Below are 18,638 nucleotides of genomic sequence, written 5' to 3'. Positions count from 1 at the left end.
AATTTATTGTTGAAGAATTTAAACAAAGGTAAATGTAAGTTTTTTTCAATTTAAATTCCAAAAAAACGTATTTAATCGATGAAATTTGCACTTAATCGATTATTTTGTCAATTTATTCTTATTCTATTGCTTTCAAATGTAACTTTAAATGATTAAGTTGTTTAAATTTTAGCTAAAAATACAATTTTTTTTTCCGCACAAAAAATTTATTCCGCTCAAAATATTAATGCGAAGTCTCTTAATAGCTTTCTTTTGCAGAAAATTGTTTGTAATTTTGCAGCCTTAAATTTTTTGACAACGATTTCATTAATTTAAGATGCATTATGGAAAACAGAAAAAAAGTTGCCTTTTATACTCTGGGTTGTAAGCTGAATTTTTCAGAAACTTCTACAATCGCCAGAAATTTTAATGACGAAGGTTTTGACCGCGTTGATTTTGAAGAAATAGCAGATATTTATGTAATTAATACTTGCTCTGTAACAGAAAATGCAGATAAGCAGTTTAAGCAGGTAGTAAAAAAAGCAATGAAGCTTAACGAAAAAGCTTTTGTTGCAGCTGTCGGCTGTTATGCACAACTAAAACCAGAAGAATTGGCAGCCGTAGACGGTGTTGATTTGGTTTTGGGTGCGACCGAAAAATTTAAAATTACCGATTATATTAATGACTTGAGCAAAAATGATATGGGTGAAGTTCACTCGTGCGAAATTGCTGAGGCTGATTTTTATGTGGGAAGTTATTCAATCGGAGATCGTACACGTGCTTTTTTAAAAGTTCAGGACGGCTGCGATTATAAATGTACGTATTGTACAATTCCGTTAGCGAGAGGAATTTCAAGAAGTGATGCCCTTGAAAATGTTTTACAGAATGCCAAAGAAATTTCTGCTCAGAATATTCGAGAAATCGTATTAACCGGAGTAAATATTGGAGATTACGGAAAAGGGGAGTTTGGCAATAAAAAACACGAACATACTTTTCTGGATTTAGTTCAGGCTTTAGACAAGGTAGAAGGAATTGAACGTTTGAGAATCTCATCTATTGAACCCAATTTATTGAAAAATGAAACTATAGATTTTGTTTCAAAAAGCAGAACTTTTGTACCTCATTTTCATATTCCGCTGCAATCTGGAAGTAATGATATTTTAAAATTAATGAAACGCCGTTATTTGCGCGAAGTGTATACAGAACGCGTAAACAAAATTCGTGAAGTCATGCCTCATGCTTGTATTGGTGTAGATGTTATTGTGGGTTTTCCAGGTGAAACAGACGAACACTTTTTAGAAACGTATCATTTCTTAAACGAAATGGACATTTCGTATTTACACGTTTTTACGTATTCAGAAAGAGATAATACAGAAGCTGCAGCTATGTCGGGAATTGTTCCTGCAAATGTAAGAGCAAAACGAAGCAAGATGTTACGTGGATTATCAGTTAAAAAACGTCGTGCTTTTTATGAAAGTCAATTAGGAACGAGCAGAACGGTTTTATTTGAAAGTGAAAATAAAGAAGGATATATTCACGGTTTTACCGAAAATTACGTAAAAGTAAAAACGCCCTGGAATCCAGAATTGGTAAATACTTTACAAGCAATTAACCTGACAAAAATAGACGAAGACGGAAGCGTTCGTTTGGAATTTTTAAATAAGTTAGCAGAGGCTTGATTTATTGCTGTTCTCGCTGTTAATTAAAAACACAAAAACCCTTTTTATAAAGGGCTTTTGTGTTTTTAATGCTATTTTTATTTTCGTTCTACCATTCTAATTTCATTATAATTGGGGATTCGGCCAATTGATTTAGAGAAATGAAAAGGATTTGTTGATTTTACTTCGTCAGCCTTATTTATTGAATCGATTTTCTTTTGATCGAAGAATTCAAATACTTCCTTTCTTTCGGTAATTCCTTTTAGGCTTATTTTATGAGTTATAATTTCGAAAGCATTATCTTCTCTCGATAGAGCATTCCAATCGCTTTCATAAACGCCCATTCCTTCCTTTTTATGCTTATTGCGAACCATTAAAAGAGTATCATTTTTTATATTGATAACTTTAAATAAGGTTTGAGAAATCTTATTTTCGGCAGCTTTTCCGTCGGGTGTTAAAAACATTGAATCAATGTTAACTTTGTAAATATCTCCAACTTTAGGATCTTTAAGCAATTCAATATTTTGTGTATTCGTGTTTTTAGAATTCCAAGCCGTGAAAAGGCCATAAATAAGACCTAATCCGAATAAAATAAAAACAGTCCAAGGATTAATAAATCGCAAAAGAGAACGTTTGTGATTGGCCTGAATGTCTTTAACAGCATTAATTATTCCAGTCGTATATTCTTTTTTATTGGATAAAGAAGAATTGATTGATTTTATTTCATGACCACATTCAGTACAATGAACGCTAGTTGGCCTGTCCATGTAAAGAAGGGGAATTATCAACTTGCCATACCTCACATACAAAGTAACTTCCAAGCAGCCCTTTTTTAAACAAACCGGACAAGTCTCATCCTTTAATCGTATTGATGCTAGAGGCTTGGTAACAATGCTAATAATGTAAAACATAGTGTTCTTATTTTCGTTCTACAATTTCAATTCCGTTATAATTTGGGATTTGGCCAATTGATTTAGAAAAGTGAAGAGGATCTATTGATTTTACTCGATCTGTTTTGTTTATCGAATCAATCTTCTTTTGATTGAAGAATTCGAATACTTCCTTTCTTTCGGTAATTCCTTTGAGACTAATTTTATGAGGAGCAGTTTCAAAAGTATTATCTTCTCGGGATAAAGAATTCCAGTCACTTTCTTTAACACCAATTCCTTCTGTTTTTTGTTTATTACGAACCATTAAAAGAGTATCACTTTTTATATCTATAATTTTAAATAGGGTTTGTGATCTTTTACTTCCCATGGTATTTGCATTTAATAAATACATGGAATCAATATTTACTTTGTAAACGTCTCCAATTTTTGGGTTTGCAAGCATTTCACTGGTTTGTGAATTCGTACGGGAAACGGAATATTGTGTTAACAAACCAAAAATGCACAATAAGCCCAGCAAAATTAATATTGACCACGGATAAAGCAATTGCCACAGTGTGCGCTTGTGGTTAGCTTTAATTGTTTTTATCCCATTAATTATTCCTGGTGAATAATTATTTTGAGCAAAAAGAGGCGTATTTACCGATTTAATTTCGTGACCGCATTCTGTGCAATGCACACTGGTTGGTCTTCCTAATCCAAACATCGGAATCAGTGCGGTTGCAAATTTCATGTATAATACCACTTCGATAGTTCCTTTTTTTGAGCAAACCGGACAGATTTCGTTTTGTAATACAACTGAAGTTAAAGGCTTTGTGACAATACTGTAAAAGTAAAACATAATTTTTATTGATTAATTAGATACTGATTTTTCAACCATTTGATAAATTGTTTTTTTCAATGCTATCATATCTACAGCCAACGTAGCTGATTCAATGGTAAAAATAGATTTAATGTTATTTTTAGTATTAAATTTGATTAATTTCTTTTTGCTGTTATTTCCTATTTTGTCTAAGTAAATTGACGGGGTTTTAACATTTACACATAGCATTTTTACTTTAGCAGAACCAAAGTAAGAACTTCCTGTTTCTATTTCAGTAGAACCAGTAATTTCGCTCCACGGAACGATACTTACTCCAGTATAATCTTTATTAAAAAACTGGATGCCTTTTTCTGTAAGTGACAATATCACATCATTATTTGATGCAGTTTTATGTTTTTTTATGGTTTCAATTAATAGTATTACAAAACATATTGGCATAAAAATAACCAATTTAGGATAGTAGAAATCTTCAGTAAAAAATTTGCCGGTTCCATACCAAAATCCGAATAAGCAGCATAATGTAAGGACGCCAAAAAGGATAGATTCTTTTCTTGCTTTTTCTTTATTTATATAGATTTTGTTTGGGAATTGTAATGATTTTGTTTCCATGATTAACTTTTAATTTATTTTAAGTATTGTTTTAGTTTTAAAAAAAAATTGCAAAGGCGTGGTTTATATAGTTACAGCAATTAATTCTTATGCAGCCATCCTTTTACTACTAAATCAGTTGCGGCATAATTTGATCCGGAGACTGTTACTTCCTGAGGCGGGTCTGAAAATAAATAATCCGGATATTGCGTCACAGAATTCATGCTGTAGGGCAGAATGTCTTTATGACCATATTCTATAGAGTTATTTCCTTTTTTGCTGTAGCCGATTAAATCAAAAAATATGGGAGTTGCTGTGTCGTTAATTATGATAGAGGTAGATTTTTCGTTTTGGAAGCTGACAGTTAATACAATTCCGTTTTCAAGTTTGTAGGTTGTATCATATACCAGTATGTACCTGCTTACGGTTTCATCATTTTTAACAACAGCTATATTAAGACATCCAAATGTTATATAAAGAAAAAGGCCGATTGCAGGAATTAGAAATGTTAGAACAATAGTACGTTTGTATTCTGCGAAAGAACTAATGCGAAAAACGAATACTAGAATTACAACTAATAAACTTGAAAAAATTATAATGAAAAATAAGAGAAGCCAGTAGGATATCATTGCTTTTGAGTTTTTGGATAAAAGATTCAACGCTTTACAACCTCTTCTTTTTAATATTTTGACTTCAAAAAAGATTACACCTTCATTTCCAGTATTTAAACAATAAAAACTGTTGTTGCTTAGCGAGTGCAAAAGTCAGATTTAAGCTAGGGTATTAACGCCTCTAAAAGACTTAATAATATCATTTTAAGCTATTATTTTAAGAGATGAGGGAATTTATAAAAATTAAAAAAGGGAGTAATATTATCAGTGTAGATAAAAAGCAAGAAAGCCCTTTGTTTAAAGGGCTTTCTTGCTTTTATAAAAGGAATTTTACTTCTGGTCTTCCGGAATAACCAACTTCAAAAGTTAATATAATTCGTATCAAATTCTATAATCCGAATTTTTAGGATTCTAATCTTATTTCAAATCGATTTTTTTTCTAAATAATTTTAAACTTTCATCATTAGGGTCTGTTTCCAGTTTATAAACTGTTTTGTTTTCGATAAAAATTCTATTTTGCAATTCATCATATGTAAATCCGTCACAACCTGTTGAAATTAAAAATGGTTCTATAACCTGTTTCCAATTTGAATTCTGTAACGAATATGTAGTCATAGAATAAGTACATCCATTCATTGGTGCCTGAAAAACTGAAAATTCATCTTTCCCATCTTCGTTTAAATCTCCCTCATTTATAAGTTGGGCTTCACAACAACCAATAACAATTGGTTTCAGGGATGTATTGCTAAAAGAAATAGTATATTCATCTGGAGTTCCATCTTCTACTGGATTTCCTTCTCCTGTTTTTGTTTTTGTTACAATTGCAAATTCATTTTTTCCGTCACCATCAAAATCACCTTCAATTTTTGCACCAACCAAAATTCTATCTGCTTTTTCTGGCAGGGGAGTTTTGGTTTTAGCTTTTAAAGTAACAGAATCGTTTTTTAAAATTTCGGAATTACTATTCTCAGTTTTGCTTTTTTGAGAGCAGGAAATCAAGAAGCATAATGCTGGTATAATAATGATAATCTTTTTGTACATATTTTTATTTTTGATCTTCCGGAATAACCAACTTCAAAGAATTAATATAATCCGTATCAAATTCAATAACCCGAATTTTTTCTGGATTAAAACTCAATTCACCGCCAAATTGGCCTTTTGTGTCTAGAAAATCTATGATAAGTTCTTCATCATTCAACTCGAGAAGTTTTCCTAAATAGGCAGATTTTGCAGATTTTTTGGCAATCTGAAAGATACCGTATTTGTTGTTTACATAATTTATAATTGAAGCCAGATCCCGAATCGGAATAATATCTTCAGAATTAGTTTTTAAGCCTTTTAAACGGATTACCTTTTCTGTAAAAGCCAGATCATGATCTCTGTTTACCGCTTGTATATTTTTGTTTTTAAGAATCAGAAAGCCATCCAGAATAAAATCTACCGGATTATTGCGAAGTAAAATCCAGTCATCTGAATAATCAATAAGAAATCCGGTAAAAATTTCTTTTTTATCCAAAAATTCAATTTCTATTAATTGTCTTAAATATTGTTCCATATTTATAGTTTTTGAAATTCAAATGCCGAAGTATTACACTTGGAATTAGAACTTTATTTTTTTAAGGATTTGTAGACCAGATACTGCTGTTTTTAATAAACACTCTTCGGTTTAACTTTAATTGTGCGATGATTAAATCTGCCATATCTTCAGACTGCATCACTTTTTCTGGATTTCCATCTGTTAAATTTAAGTCCTTTGCCATATCTGTAGCAACTGTGCTTGGTGTTAAGGCCGTTACACGAATGTTATGTTTTCTCATTTCCTGCATCAAAGAATCGGTCAAACCTAAAACAGCAAATTTAGAAGCGCTGTATGCACTTGTAAGCGCATTTCCGTTTAAACCTGCAGTAGATGAAATATTAATAATATCTCCAGTTTGTCTTTCGATCATATTCGGGATAATGGCGCGAGTCGTGTAGTATGTTCCCATTAAATTTACCTGAATAATTCTTTCCCAAGCTTCTGGCTCCAATTCTAAGAATTTTCCAAAAGAAGCAATTCCTGCGCTGTTGATTAAAATATCAATATTTTTGAATTCGGAAAGAGCTTTTTCTACCGCACTATTTATGGAGTTAATGTCAGAAACATCAGCAGATAATGCTAGAGATTTTACTCCTAATTTTGAAGTTTCTTGTGCCAGTTGTTCCACATCAGATTGTGTTCTTGAAACTAAAATTACGTTTACGCCTTCTTTGGCCAAGGCAATAGCTACTGCTTTGCCAATTCCTTTTCCAGCTCCAGTAATTAGGGCATTTTTATTTTTTAGATCTGTCATTTTAGTATTTTATAAATGTAAAAAGCATTATTTTAGTCTAACAAAAATAAGCTTTTGCGAACTAAAATAATGCTTTTAAATGTTTTGTTAAACTAAGTTTAACAACTTTTTTATTATTCTTTCAGAACCATATCGATGCACATTACAGCTCCCAAAATTAATTGTCTCAATGAGCTGTCAGCTGGGACAGTTTCTTCTATATTGAGGACATAATTATCTGCACTTGTAAAAAGCTCTTTCCCCATTCCGGCCCACTTTTTAGTTACCTGAGCCAGTTGTTTATTTTCATGCGAGAATGTAAAATCCCAGCCGGTCCATTTACCCTGAAGAGTTGCAACCGGTTTTACATTTTTATCCAGAATTTCGAATTTTCCTCCAATAGAAAAGAATTTTTGTTTGAAAGTTCCAACCAAACGATCATTTTCATCCAAAACTTCAACAGTCGATCTAAATATGGCAACGCCTCTTCTTACGGTAATTAACTTTTCGCCAGAAGCGGTTGTAATTTCAATGTTAAAAGGTGTTGCTCTTTTATAATCTGTAAAACGAAGTATTTTAGTAAAAAAACCAAGATTATTTTCTCGACAGTTCATGATAATCTGATTCGTTTCCGGATTGTATATATCGTAATTGTTTGCAGCTTTAAACATTCCGACATGTTCTTTTACTAAAAATAGATTTTGGCTTAAAATGGAATTCATATGAGTATAAAAATTAATGTTTGAATAAAGCTCAAATGTAAATAAATATTTATTAATTATACTGTTTTGATGTTTCAACCAGACGAATAAATTCTGCTTTATAGCCCTCAGCGTCGTTTGAATTTCCTTGTTTAGCCAATTTTACAATTTCTTCAGAAGATTTAGCAGCGATCAATTTTGAATCTCTTAATTTTAATCCGAACCAAGCTACCGCCGAACTAAATTTCATATCATCACTCGCTTTTTCTAAAGCTGCCGATTTGTTCTCAATAACCTGAACTATTTCGATACTTTTATCGCCGTCAGGTTTTTTGTAACGGAATTTTATTGTAGCCAATTCATTATTGTAATTACTTGAACTTGTTTCTGTTTTAGTATATTTTAAATCATCTGGCTGTTCTGCTAAATAATTACTTTTTGCGCCGGCGGGAATAATTTCGTACAAAGCTGTAACGGTATGATTGCTTCCTAATTCTCCAGCATCGATCGCATCATTTTTAAAATCTTCTGCGCGAAGTTTTCTGTTTTCATAACCAATCAAACGATACGCCTGAACCTGTTTTGGGTTGAATTCAATCTGAATTTTTACATCTTTCGCGATAGCAAACATAGAACCTTTAAATTCTTTTCCTAAAAAACGATTGGCTTCCTGAATATTATCAATGTAAGCATAATTTCCATTTCCTTTGTCGGCAAGAATTTCCATTTTACTGTCTTTATAATTTCCCATTCCGTATCCTAAACAAGTTAGGAAAACTCCCGTTTTTCTTTTCTCTTCAATTAATTTTTCCATATCAGAATTAGAAGAACTTCCCACATTAAAATCTCCGTCTGTTGCCAGAATCACACGGTTATTACCGCTTTTGATATAATTTTCTGCCGCAATATTGTACGCCAGTTCAATTCCTGCACCGCCCGCTGTACTTCCTCCAGATTGTAATTTATCCAAAGCGTCAATAATTGTTTTTTTCTCATCCCCAGAAGTTGGAGCCAAAACCATTCCTGCAGCTCCGGCATAAACCACAATGGCTACTTTGTCTTTTGGACGCAATTCGTTTACCAATATTTTTAAGGATTGTTTTAATAATGGCAGCTTATTCATTTGGCTCATAGAACCCGAAACATCAATAAGGAAAACAAGATTGGATGCTGGTAAATCTTCTGTTGGAATGTTTTTTCCCTGTAAACCAATTTTTAAAATTTTGGTGTTTGAATTCCAAGGTGAATCGCTTACTTCTGTATTGATAGAAAACGGATTTTCGTTTTTTGGCTGTGGATAAGTGTATTTGAAAAAATTAACCATTTCTTCTACACGCACGGCATCTTTGGGAACCTGCTGTCCGTTATTTAAAAAACGTCTGATATTGGTGTAAGAAGCATTATCAACATCTATAGAAAATGTAGAAAGCGGCGCCGTTTTTGGACTTTCAAAAGCATTTTCGACAAAAGCATTATAATCTTCCTGAGTTGGTTCTGCAGGAACAGGTGTAATGATGTTTAATTTTTTATCGATTTCTTTTTCAGAAAGGTTTTTGTAAAGTTCATTTTTGGTTGAGATAACAACAACACCATTTGAAGCTCTTGTTCCATAAACAGAAGTTGCGGCTTTATCTTTTAAAACTGATACATTATCGATATCATTAGGATTAATTTTTGCCATTTGATTGGCATTAATGGCAACTCCGTCAACGATATAAATCGGTTCACTTTTTGGAGATACAGATGCTGTTGAGCGTATCACAACATTTGGGCTTGGATTCGGAACATATCCAACATTATTTTGAATTTGAAGTCCAGCTGTCTTTCCTTTTAGTGCCTTAGAAATATCTCTTTTTTCTCTTTTTCTTTCAGCACGTGCATAACTTCGATCTTCAGATTCCGAATCACTGCTTCCATATCCTACAACAACAACTTCACTTAAAGTTTGGTTATCATAATGCAGTTGTATATTGATTTTTTCTGTGTTTTCTACTCTTTGTCTTTGAGTTTGATATCCAATAAAACTAAAAACGAGCATATCTCCTTTTTGAGCCTGAATGCTGTATTTACCGTCAAAATCGGCCATAGTTCCTTTTTTTGTATACTGAATAGTAACACTTGCTCCTGGAACAGGTGCGCCGCTTTCATCAGAAATGATTCCGGTAATCGTTTTTTCTTGTGCCATAGTAACGAAACATATAAGCATAGCAATGGCTGATGAAATAAGTTTTAGACTTTTCATAATAATAAGTTTTAGAATTAATGTTGGTGTGTTTACTTTGTCAAAGTGCCGTACTTTGACAAAGTTTAGAATGAATTTTAGTTATTTTAAGGGAGTTGGTTTCCCTGTTTTAGTAGTAATTATTACAACTCCTTTTTTTCCTTTATCGCCATATTTTTCTGTGGCTTCCAGATCTTGCAGAATCGTAATTGTTTTTATTTCCTGTTTGTTTAAAGGAGCATAAGGACTCGTTGGATTTTTACCAAATAAATCATTTTCAGAATAATAAATACCATCAATAATGTACAAAGGTTCATCTAATATTACCAGCGAATCTAAATTTTCGGGATTCATATTAGGAAGTTCTTCCTGCATCATTTTATCTCTTTTCTGATCGTTGCTGTGAGAGATCGGTCTTCCGTTCATAATAACGAGTGGTGCACTTTTTTTAGCCATTTGAGTTTCTTTTTCAGAATCTGCAAGGGCATATGAATTTCTTTTACTTGATTTTTCAGATTCGTAATCTCTCGCTTTATCTCTGGCAATAGAATCTCGCTGACTTATATAGCCGGAAACGATTGCAGGAGCGGGAGCAAAAACTTCGTCAGCAGCTATTGGAGACGCCGCTTCTGTAATCAAAGGCGCATTATCTACAATTACAGCTTCATTGAAAACAACTGTAGGTTTTTGAAGTTTATTTATAATTTTTTCTGCTTCGTCTTCTGGAATAATTACAGAATCATCTGAAGCTGCAACTTTACCTTTTCTTGATTCTGAGTTCTGAATTGATTCTTTCCCAGCTTCGTTGATTACTACTTTATCGGTATTTTCAATACTTGGAGTTTTATCGGTTTTAAAAAACTGAGAGCCTAAAGAAATTATTAATAAAAGAGATGCAGCAATTGAAACTTTTTTCCACATCGAAATTGCTTTTTTATCTTCCTTTTTGTCGAGTTTTTCTTCAACACGCGACCAGACTTTTTCCATTCCCGGAAAATCTTTAGCTGTTTCGTTTTCTGCAGCTTCCTTAAATCTATTGAATATTTTATCTTGATTGTCCATGACTATTTTGCTTTTTGATAATACAATTTATTAACCAGATCTTTTAGTTTGGTTTTAGCGGCATTCAGTTGTGATTTAGAAGTGCCTTCTGAAATGTTCAGCATTGCCGCTATTTCCTTATGACCGAAACCTTCAATCACAAAAAGATTAAAAACGGTTTTACAGCCATCCGGAATATGGTTTAATAAATTGAGTAAATCTTCTTCTTCTAACTCACTCATTTCTTCTGTAAAAGGCTGCGAAAGCATCTTTACATCATCAAGATACATATTAAAATTAGTGTTCTTCTTGATGGAGGCCAAGCAGTGATTAACAGTAATTTTTCTGGCCCAGGCTTCAAAAGCCTTATCTTCTTTGAGCTGTTCTAATTTTGTAAATATGGTATAGAAAGCATCAGCCAGAGCTTCTTCAATTTCTTCTTCTTTCTTAAGGTATCGTTTGCAGACGCGATACAATTTTGGAGCCATATGCTCATAAACCTGACGCTGGGCATCACGGTTCATTTTTTTGCAGTTAGAAATTTGAGTTTCGTTTATCACAAGTTTGGTCTTTATTATAAAGAGCACTAATAAGCTAAAAAGGTTGGGACGAAGATGAAATAAATATAAAAATAATTTAAATTATTTTGTAAACATCTGTTTTTGTGGACTTTATTTAAATTTAATTTTATCGTGTTTTGGCGATTAAAAGAAGCAGATCCCATAAAAAATGACACATAATCAGGATTTTTATGTTTCTGTATTTGTCGTATTGTACGGCAAATACCAATCCGATTACAATTGGACCAACAACATTTATCAAAGTTCCGTAACCAATATGCAGGAATCCAAAAATAATGCTGGAAATAATTACAGCCAGTTTTTTATTTTTTAGCAGCAGTTCTAACCTTGGGAGTAAATAACCTCTAAAAATTAATTCCTCGGTAATACCAGCCGTGACACAAGTAAAAAACAATAAAAAATAACTCTTTTTAAAAAGAGCCAAAGCTTTATTTAATACAGCACTTTCTCCTGTTATCTTAAATAATATAAACAAAACCCCGGTAATGAATACCGCTATGAATAATTTTAGGAATGTAATGAATAGGGCTTTAGCAAAAAAAGAAAAAGAATATTCGGTTTCTTTCCAAAGCAGGAATGGCTGTTTTTCTATTTTTAAAGAATAAAAGAATAGCAGCAGTAGAGAAAACCAAATTGCAAATCTCGAAATGTAAAATTGAATTTCGTTGCTAATGCCTATTTTTTTGAAAAGTAAAGAAAAAAAAATGGCTAGAAAAGGAAGAAGTACAGAAAGTAAAATCCCGATAATTAATGCCGATTTCTTACTAGAGTTTGTATTGTTGAGCATTTAGTTGGTTATAGGTTTGTTTTAGTGAAAAGAATAACCTTTGTGAATCTCTGAGCTGACTTTGCGAATCTTTGCGTTATAGTTTTACCGCAAAGATTCGCAAAGAATTACGCAAAGGCTCGCAAAGTAAAGTTGCTTATTTTAGTGGCAAAGTCAATTTAAAAATCTTAGTTTCTAAAACGTCTGTGTCATTATCTTCGCAAAGCAAAAATTCGATTTTATTGTTTTCCTTTTTATAAAAAGTCAAGCCTTCAAATTTATTAGTGGAAGTAATTTTTTGTGTAAAATCAATTTTCATGGTTTTAAGATCAATTCTGCCTATAAAACTTCCTAAGATTTCTCCGTCGTCGTAAGTTGATTTTGTGTCTTCTGCAGTAGAAAGAAAATAAATTTTATCTTCGACCAAAACGGCGTCGGTAAAACTAGAACGTACTCCTTTTATTTTTGGCAGTTTATAATTAACAGAAATCAAGGCAAATTCTTCTCCAAGATTTTTGGCATGAATGGTAAAAATGGCGTTTTTGTTAGAAACTCCGTTTCCGCGATTGAATAAATACCAGTTTTCGCCGTCAAAAATAGCACCTTCCAGATTAAAATCTTCTGGTTTTATTTCGCCAAAACTTTGCATTAAACCATATAAATCCACCAAATTATTTTTCTGTAAAATGGTTTTATTTTTAAGATCGAACTCGATCATTTTGTTTCTGTTTTCGGTTGAACCAGAACCAAAAACATAAAGTGTATCGTTATGATATGTTAAAGATTCAAAATCAGGTTTTAGATTTTTCGGAATATTCTGTGTTGGATTATCAATTAATGCATGCTGATTTAACTGCTGATTCTGCATATTGTATTCGTACAAAAAGCCGCTGTTATCGCCAATTACGTAAAGCGCATCATTATTATAAAATAATCCTGATGCAGAACCTATTCCGATGATTTGAAATAATATTTCTAATGTGAATTTTTCCATTAATGTTGTTTTGAAAAAGTATTGCAATGAATGGGAGTTCCGATAGTTATCGGAATTCGTAAAAGTAGTATATTTATGATATTAAATTTGAAAAAATATGAAATCAATAAATCCGAATGATTTTAAAGTTACTAAGGAAATTAAACTGAAAAAAATTCCTACGCTGCTCGATATAAAAGCCGATGATGAAGAAAAAGAAGAAAAGCTAGATAAAGTACAGGCAAAACTAAGTGATTTACAGGACACAATGTATGCGCACAACAAGTATTCGGTTTTAATCTGCCTGCAGGGAATGGATACTTCCGGAAAAGATAGTTTAATCAGGGAAGTTTTTAAAGAATTTAATCCGCGTGGGGTAGTAGTTCACAGTTTTAAAACTCCAAATTCTACAGAACTGAGCCATGATTATTTGTGGAGACATTATATTGCACTGCCAGAGAAAGGTAAGTTTGCAATTTTTAACAGAACGCATTATGAAAATGTTTTGGTAACGCGCGTGCATCCGGAATATATTTTGAATGAAAATCTGCCTGATATAAATTCAGTCGAGGATATTAAACCTAAATTTTGGAAAAATAGAATTGAGCAGATCAATAACTTCGAAAAACATATTGCCGATAACGGAACGATTATTTTGAAATTTTATCTTCACTTAAGCAAAGACGAGCAGAGAGAAAGATTATTACGCCGTTTGGAAGAAGGAAAACATAACTGGAAATTTTCTCCCGGAGATTTAAAAGAGCGCGAACACTGGGATGAATACCAGAAATATTACGAAGAAGCGATCAATGAAACTTCTAAAGAGCATGCGCCTTGGTACGTTGTTCCTGCAGATGATAAAGAAATGGCACGATATATTGTTGCTAAAATTATCTGGGAAGAAATGAAAACACATACCGATATTAAGGAGCCAGAATTGGATGATAAGATACTGGCAAATTTTGAAAGCTATAAAAAAGCACTGGGTGCATAAAATAAAAAAACCGGCAGACTAAGAGAGATCTGCCGGAATTTTCCCAAAAACAAAAAAATAAAATAAACCTAATTTAATTTTTATAAGTCAAAACCATAAGCAACACGCAGTGCTACCTGATTGGTTCTAAAATCTTTATAATCTTCGTAACGAACGCTTAAGTCAATATATTTATTGGCATATCCAATTCCTGGAGCCCATAAAAAAGTAGTTTTATCGTAGCCATTAGTTACAGCAAAACCTGCACCTACTTCTCCTAAAACATAAAATTGATCTTCCCAGATAAACGCTTTAAAACCAGCTTTTGCAGGTATAAAACCTAAATCTTTAGCGTCTCCTTTTTGAAACAAGTTTGTAAAACCCGTTGTAAGTGTCAATGATGCTCTCTTTGTTAAATCGTATTGTAAACGAACATCTCCTCCAAGTGACCAATCGTAATCTTTGTCAGTTGGTATACCGCCATTAATTCCAAATCCTAATCTAAAACCTTGATCGTAATTTTTAATTTCACTGTCTTGAGCGAAAGTTGTATTGGCGTATAAAAAGGCAAAAGCTGCCAGGCATAAAATTTTTAGATTTCTTGATTTTCTCATGACAATTTCATTTTGAATTATTAATAATGTAAAAGTAAAATCTAGCCTTAAAGGCGTTGTTATATAATTTTTAGGAATTGTTATATAATATTGGTTTTATAAAGGATATTCTTAATATTAGCTTATATTTTTAATAATAGAAGAGAATTCAAAGCTTCTGATTATCTTTGCCGATTAAAAAGAATGCAAATTGAATCTTAAACAATACACAAAAGAGTTTTCGTATAATTTTAGACTAGCATATCCTATAATATTAGGAATGGTAGGACATACCTTAATAGGTATTGTCGATAATATCATGGTGGGAAAACTGGGAAGTACAGAATTAGCAGCGGTTTCATTGGGTAACAGTATGATTTTTATCGCAATGTCCTTAGGAATTGGATTCTCAACGGCTATTACACCAATCGTTGCAGAAGGCGATGCAGAGAAAAATGATACTAAAATTCGTTCTGCATTTCATCACGGCTTATTTCTTTGTACAATTTTAGGAGTAGTGCTTTTTACCTTAATTATGTTCGCAAAACCAATAATGGAATTGTTAGATCAGCCCGCAGATGTAATTGCATTGGCAAAACCTTATCTAGGATGGGTTGCATTCTCTTTGATTCCATTAATAATGTATCAGGGATATAAGCAATTTGCTGATGGATTGTCATTCACAAAATATTCTATGTATGCTATGGTTATGGCAAACGTACTTCATGTGGGTATGAATTATGTATTAATATATGGAATCTGGTTTTTTCCAAAAATGGGAATTATCGGCGCCGCGCTTGGAACTGTGATTTCAAGAATATTTTTGGTGATGTTCATGCATATTATGTTGTCCAGAAGAAACGATTTAAAACGATTTTTCAAAAATTTCAGTTTTGATGAAATAAAAAGTACAACCATAAAAAAGATAATCAATATAGGATTTCCGTCTGCTATGCAGATGCTTTTTGAGGTAGTTCTTTTTACGGCGTCAATCTGGCTTTGCGGGAATATTGGTAAAACAAGTCAGGCTGCCAACCAAGTTGCTCTAAGTTTATCTTCTCTTACTTTTATGTTTGCCATGGGGTTAAGTGTAACTTCTATGATAAGAGTGAGCAATCAAAGAGGATTGGGCGATTTTAAGAAATTGGTAGTTGTTGCTCGTTCAATATTTTTACTTGCCATAATTTTGGAAACTATTTTTGCTTTACTGTTTATAGCTTTTCACAGCTTCTTACCGCATATCTTTTTGAATATGGAAAACACCGGCCAGATTCTGGATAATACTGAAGTGGTAAGTATTGCATCAAAATTACTGTTGATAGCTGCTGTATTCCAGATTTCTGACGGAATTCAAGTTGTGGTGTTAGGAGCACTTCGCGGTTTACAGGATGTTAAAATCCCGATGTATATTACCTTTACTGCCTATTGGGTAATAGGTTTTCCAATTTCTTATTATCTGGGAGAATATACAGAATGGAAAGCGCAGGGCGTTTGGATCGGACTTTTGGCAGGATTGACTTTTGCTGCAGTTTTCTTGTATCTTCGCTTTCATTACTTAACAAAAAAATTAATCAATAATTCATTTTCAAATACCTAAATTTGAAATATTTAAAACTATAATAATATGGAATTACCTAAATTTTTACTTGGAGATAATACTGACTTTCCAGATGATATCTTTATCATTCACCTTGATTATCCAAGATTTATCATTAATCTTAAAGATGATGAGGTTGAGTTTATGGAAGAAGCAGAAGATCTTGATGAAGCTGAACTGAATGCTGAAATGGAAGGCTTAATTGTTTTGGCAAATGAATTTTATGATAGAGAAATAAACCGTTACGAAGAGTAATTTTAGTTCTGATTTTTAAGCTTTAATTCTTATTAATGAAAAAATTTAGTTTTTTAAAACCTGTTTTAAATTTCATAGCAATCGGATTGCTTATCACTACGTTAAGCCGCATATTTTTATTTTTTCTTTTTAAAGAAAGAGTGGCCGAAACGCCAAATTTCTGGTACATTTTTCCAATCGGTCTGCGAATGGATTTAATTTTACTATGCTATTTGTCTTTTCTTCCTGCGGTTCTGATTACTTTTCTACCTAATAAAGCAATTAAATTCACCAATAATTTTCTGGTTATTTACAGTTTTTTATTTTTGTTTTTGATTCTTTTTGTAGAATTAGCTTCGCCGGATTTTGTAAAACAATATGATACGCGTCCTAATAAGATTTTCTTAGATTATCTTATTTACCCAAAAGAAGTTGTCGGAATGCTGCTTAAAAGTTACCTGACTTCAATAATTATCACATTCTTAATTCTGGGATTAGTATTGTATTTTGCATTTAAAAAAGGAAAAAAACTTTTTCATACCACTACTGCCGAATATAAATTCAAATTGATGGTTTTTCCATTAACAGCATTTTTATTGTTTTTTGGAGCACGTTCGAGTTTAACTTCAAAACGTCCTATTAATGCCAGTAACGCTGTTTTTTCTACAGATCAGTTAACAAATACTCTGGGTTTAAATTCATTTTATACTGTTGCTTTTGCTGCTTATTCTATTAAAAATGAAGGCAACACCAAAATGTACGGAAAAATGGACGAAGCCGAAGCTGTGGCTCGTGTAAAAAAATACATGATCGCTGGTCCAAATGATTTTACAAATGCAGAGATTCCGTTTCTTCATGTACAACAACCGGATACAGTAGTAAAGAAACCGTATAATTTGGTAATTTTTCTACAGGAAAGTTTAGGGGCAGAGTATGTTGGGATTTTAGGAGGAAAGCCATTAACACCAGAATTTGATAAATTATCAAAAGAAGGTTTATTATTTACCAATTTATATTGTACCGGAACAAGAAGTGTACGTGGTATTGAAGCTGTTGTGACAGGATTTTTGCCATCGCCGTCTGAAAGCGTGGTGAAACTAGGAAATTCGCAGCAAGGTTTTTTTACTTTGGCAGATGCTTTAAAACAAAAAGGCTACGATACTAGTTTTATTTATGGAGGAATGGCCAATTTTGATAATATGGCTTCGTTTTTTAACGGGAATGGTTTTCAGGATATTGTAGATCAGGAAGATTTTGAATCTGACGGAAATAAATACGCTTTTAAAGGAACTTGGGGATATTCTGATGAAGATTTAGTAACAAAGGCTAATAATTATTTTAAGTCAAAAGGAGATAAACCTTTCTTTTCTTTAATGTTTTCAACCTCAAATCATGAACCTTTTGAATATCCGACAGGAAGAATAAAAACGTACGATAAAAAACCTGCAACGGTAAACAATGCTATGAAATATGCAGATTTTTCTATTGGAAAATTCTTCGAGATGGCTAAAAAAGAAGCGTATTTTAAAAACACAATATTTATTGTAATTGCAGACCATAATACCAGAACTTACGGTAAAAATTTAGTTCCGATTAATAAGTTTCATATTCCGGCATTAATCATCGGACCTGGAGTTCAAAAAGGTTCTGTTTATAATAAATTGGCCAGTCAGATTGATATTCCACCAACATTATTGGGTTATTTAGGACTTCCTTTTGAGACTCCGATGGTAGGAAGAAATTTGAATAAATTAAATTCGGATATACAAGGAAGATCGATTATGCAGTTTAATGATATTAATGCATTTAGAGTCGAAGATCAAGTTGTCATTATGCAGCCTAATCTAAAACCACTGCAATTCCAAATTAAAAATGATACTACTCTAATTCCTGTAAAATTAAACGAAGAATTAGCCAAAGATGCTTTAGCACACGTTATAACAGCAGGAAATTTGTATCAGGAAAAAAAGTATAAACTCAGAAAATAGGTTTAGAGGGACAAAGGTTCAGAGGAACAAAGGAAAAAAGGTTCAAAGAAACAGAGTATATAAACTTTGTCGCTTTGAACCTTTGATGCTTTGAACCTTTTCTTTTTTTTTG

Annotated in this window: 19 protein-coding genes; 5 read left to right on the top strand and 14 right to left on the bottom strand. The window is 32.5% G+C overall.

Translation table 11 applies throughout. The features are described 5' to 3' along the window. The first annotated feature begins 323 nt into the window (after positions 1–323). A complete protein-coding gene (gene mtaB, locus B0A68_RS14830) occupies positions 324–1,658 on the top strand; it encodes a tRNA (N(6)-L-threonylcarbamoyladenosine(37)-C(2))-methylthiotransferase MtaB (protein ID WP_035690168.1) in 1,335 nt (444 codons plus the stop codon). 77 nt (positions 1,659–1,735) lie between these two features. On the opposite strand, the gene B0A68_RS14825 is transcribed toward mtaB, so the two are convergent. From B0A68_RS14825 to B0A68_RS14765, 13 genes are all read right to left on the bottom strand, one after another. Beyond that, on the bottom strand, positions 1,736–2,548 hold the full coding sequence (locus tag B0A68_RS14825; protein ID WP_123947518.1) for a hypothetical protein: 813 nt from the start codon (positions 2,546–2,548) through the stop codon (positions 1,736–1,738). 7 nt (positions 2,549–2,555) lie between these two features. Continuing rightward, entirely contained in the window at positions 2,556–3,365 is an 810-nt protein-coding gene (locus tag B0A68_RS14820) for a hypothetical protein (protein ID WP_035690171.1), read from the bottom strand. A 12-nt stretch (positions 3,366–3,377) separates the two neighbouring features. Next, the gene (locus B0A68_RS14815) at positions 3,378–3,956 is read right to left on the bottom strand and encodes an STM3941 family protein (RefSeq protein WP_035690173.1); all 579 of its coding nucleotides are present in this window, start codon (positions 3,954–3,956) and stop codon (positions 3,378–3,380) included. Between the two features lie 80 nt (positions 3,957–4,036). Continuing rightward, on the bottom strand, positions 4,037–4,564 hold the full coding sequence (locus tag B0A68_RS14810) for a hypothetical protein (protein WP_123947517.1): 528 nt from the start codon (positions 4,562–4,564) through the stop codon (positions 4,037–4,039). A 399-nt stretch (positions 4,565–4,963) separates the two neighbouring features. After that, positions 4,964–5,587: a hypothetical protein gene (locus B0A68_RS14805; protein ID WP_035690177.1), complete on the bottom strand. Its 624-nt coding sequence runs from the start codon at positions 5,585–5,587 to the stop codon at positions 4,964–4,966. A gap of 4 nt (positions 5,588–5,591) precedes the next feature. After that, a complete protein-coding gene (locus tag B0A68_RS14800) occupies positions 5,592–6,101 on the bottom strand; it encodes a hypothetical protein (RefSeq protein WP_035690179.1) in 510 nt (169 codons plus the stop codon). Between the two features lie 61 nt (positions 6,102–6,162). Next, the gene (locus B0A68_RS14795; RefSeq protein ID WP_035690181.1) at positions 6,163–6,879 is read right to left on the bottom strand and encodes a 3-ketoacyl-ACP reductase; all 717 of its coding nucleotides are present in this window, start codon (positions 6,877–6,879) and stop codon (positions 6,163–6,165) included. A 113-nt stretch (positions 6,880–6,992) separates the two neighbouring features. Further along, entirely contained in the window at positions 6,993–7,658 is a 666-nt protein-coding gene (locus B0A68_RS14790; protein ID WP_394332275.1) for a phospholipid scramblase-related protein, read from the bottom strand. Beyond that, a complete protein-coding gene (locus tag B0A68_RS14785) occupies positions 7,633–9,801 on the bottom strand; it encodes a vWA domain-containing protein (protein ID WP_035690185.1) in 2,169 nt (722 codons plus the stop codon). The genes B0A68_RS14790 and B0A68_RS14785 overlap by 26 nt, the downstream gene beginning before the upstream one ends. Before the next feature lie 81 nt (positions 9,802–9,882). Then, a complete protein-coding gene (locus B0A68_RS14780; RefSeq protein WP_035690187.1) occupies positions 9,883–10,842 on the bottom strand; it encodes a hypothetical protein in 960 nt (319 codons plus the stop codon). Between the two features lie 2 nt (positions 10,843–10,844). After that, positions 10,845–11,345, bottom strand: a complete 501-nt coding sequence (locus B0A68_RS14775) for an RNA polymerase sigma factor (RefSeq protein ID WP_035690189.1) — start codon at positions 11,343–11,345, stop codon at positions 10,845–10,847. A 163-nt stretch (positions 11,346–11,508) separates the two neighbouring features. Continuing rightward, positions 11,509–12,189, bottom strand: coding sequence for a CPBP family intramembrane glutamic endopeptidase (locus B0A68_RS14770; protein ID WP_035690191.1), 681 nt, complete (start codon positions 12,187–12,189; stop codon positions 11,509–11,511). A gap of 136 nt (positions 12,190–12,325) precedes the next feature. Next, on the bottom strand, positions 12,326–13,162 hold the full coding sequence (locus B0A68_RS14765) for a DUF6929 family protein (protein WP_035690193.1): 837 nt from the start codon (positions 13,160–13,162) through the stop codon (positions 12,326–12,328). A 97-nt stretch (positions 13,163–13,259) separates the two neighbouring features. Here B0A68_RS14765 and B0A68_RS14760 point away from each other — a divergent pair, with 97 nt between their 5' ends. Next, the gene (locus B0A68_RS14760; RefSeq protein WP_035690195.1) at positions 13,260–14,135 is read left to right on the top strand and encodes a PPK2 family polyphosphate kinase; all 876 of its coding nucleotides are present in this window, start codon (positions 13,260–13,262) and stop codon (positions 14,133–14,135) included. A gap of 80 nt (positions 14,136–14,215) precedes the next feature. On the opposite strand, the gene B0A68_RS14755 is transcribed toward B0A68_RS14760, so the two are convergent. Beyond that, complete coding sequence (locus tag B0A68_RS14755; protein WP_035690197.1) at positions 14,216–14,728, bottom strand: hypothetical protein; 513 nt, start codon at positions 14,726–14,728, stop codon at positions 14,216–14,218. Between the two features lie 190 nt (positions 14,729–14,918). On the opposite strand from B0A68_RS14755, the gene B0A68_RS14750 reads away from it, so the two are divergent. From B0A68_RS14750 to B0A68_RS14740, 3 genes are read left to right on the top strand one after another with little or no spacing between them, the layout of a single operon-like run. Further along, the gene (locus B0A68_RS14750) at positions 14,919–16,304 is read left to right on the top strand and encodes an MATE family efflux transporter (protein WP_035690198.1); all 1,386 of its coding nucleotides are present in this window, start codon (positions 14,919–14,921) and stop codon (positions 16,302–16,304) included. 27 nt (positions 16,305–16,331) lie between these two features. Further along, positions 16,332–16,559, top strand: a complete 228-nt coding sequence (locus tag B0A68_RS14745) for a hypothetical protein (protein WP_017495128.1) — start codon at positions 16,332–16,334, stop codon at positions 16,557–16,559. 35 nt (positions 16,560–16,594) lie between these two features. Next, positions 16,595–18,526: an LTA synthase family protein gene (locus B0A68_RS14740; RefSeq protein WP_035690199.1), complete on the top strand. Its 1,932-nt coding sequence runs from the start codon at positions 16,595–16,597 to the stop codon at positions 18,524–18,526. The last annotated feature ends 112 nt before the right edge of the window (positions 18,527–18,638 follow it).

It is taken from the genome of Flavobacterium reichenbachii (assembly GCF_002217435.1).
Lineage (GTDB): Bacteria > Bacteroidota > Bacteroidia > Flavobacteriales > Flavobacteriaceae > Flavobacterium > Flavobacterium reichenbachii.
This window is presented reverse-complemented; position numbering and strand designations above follow the sequence as displayed.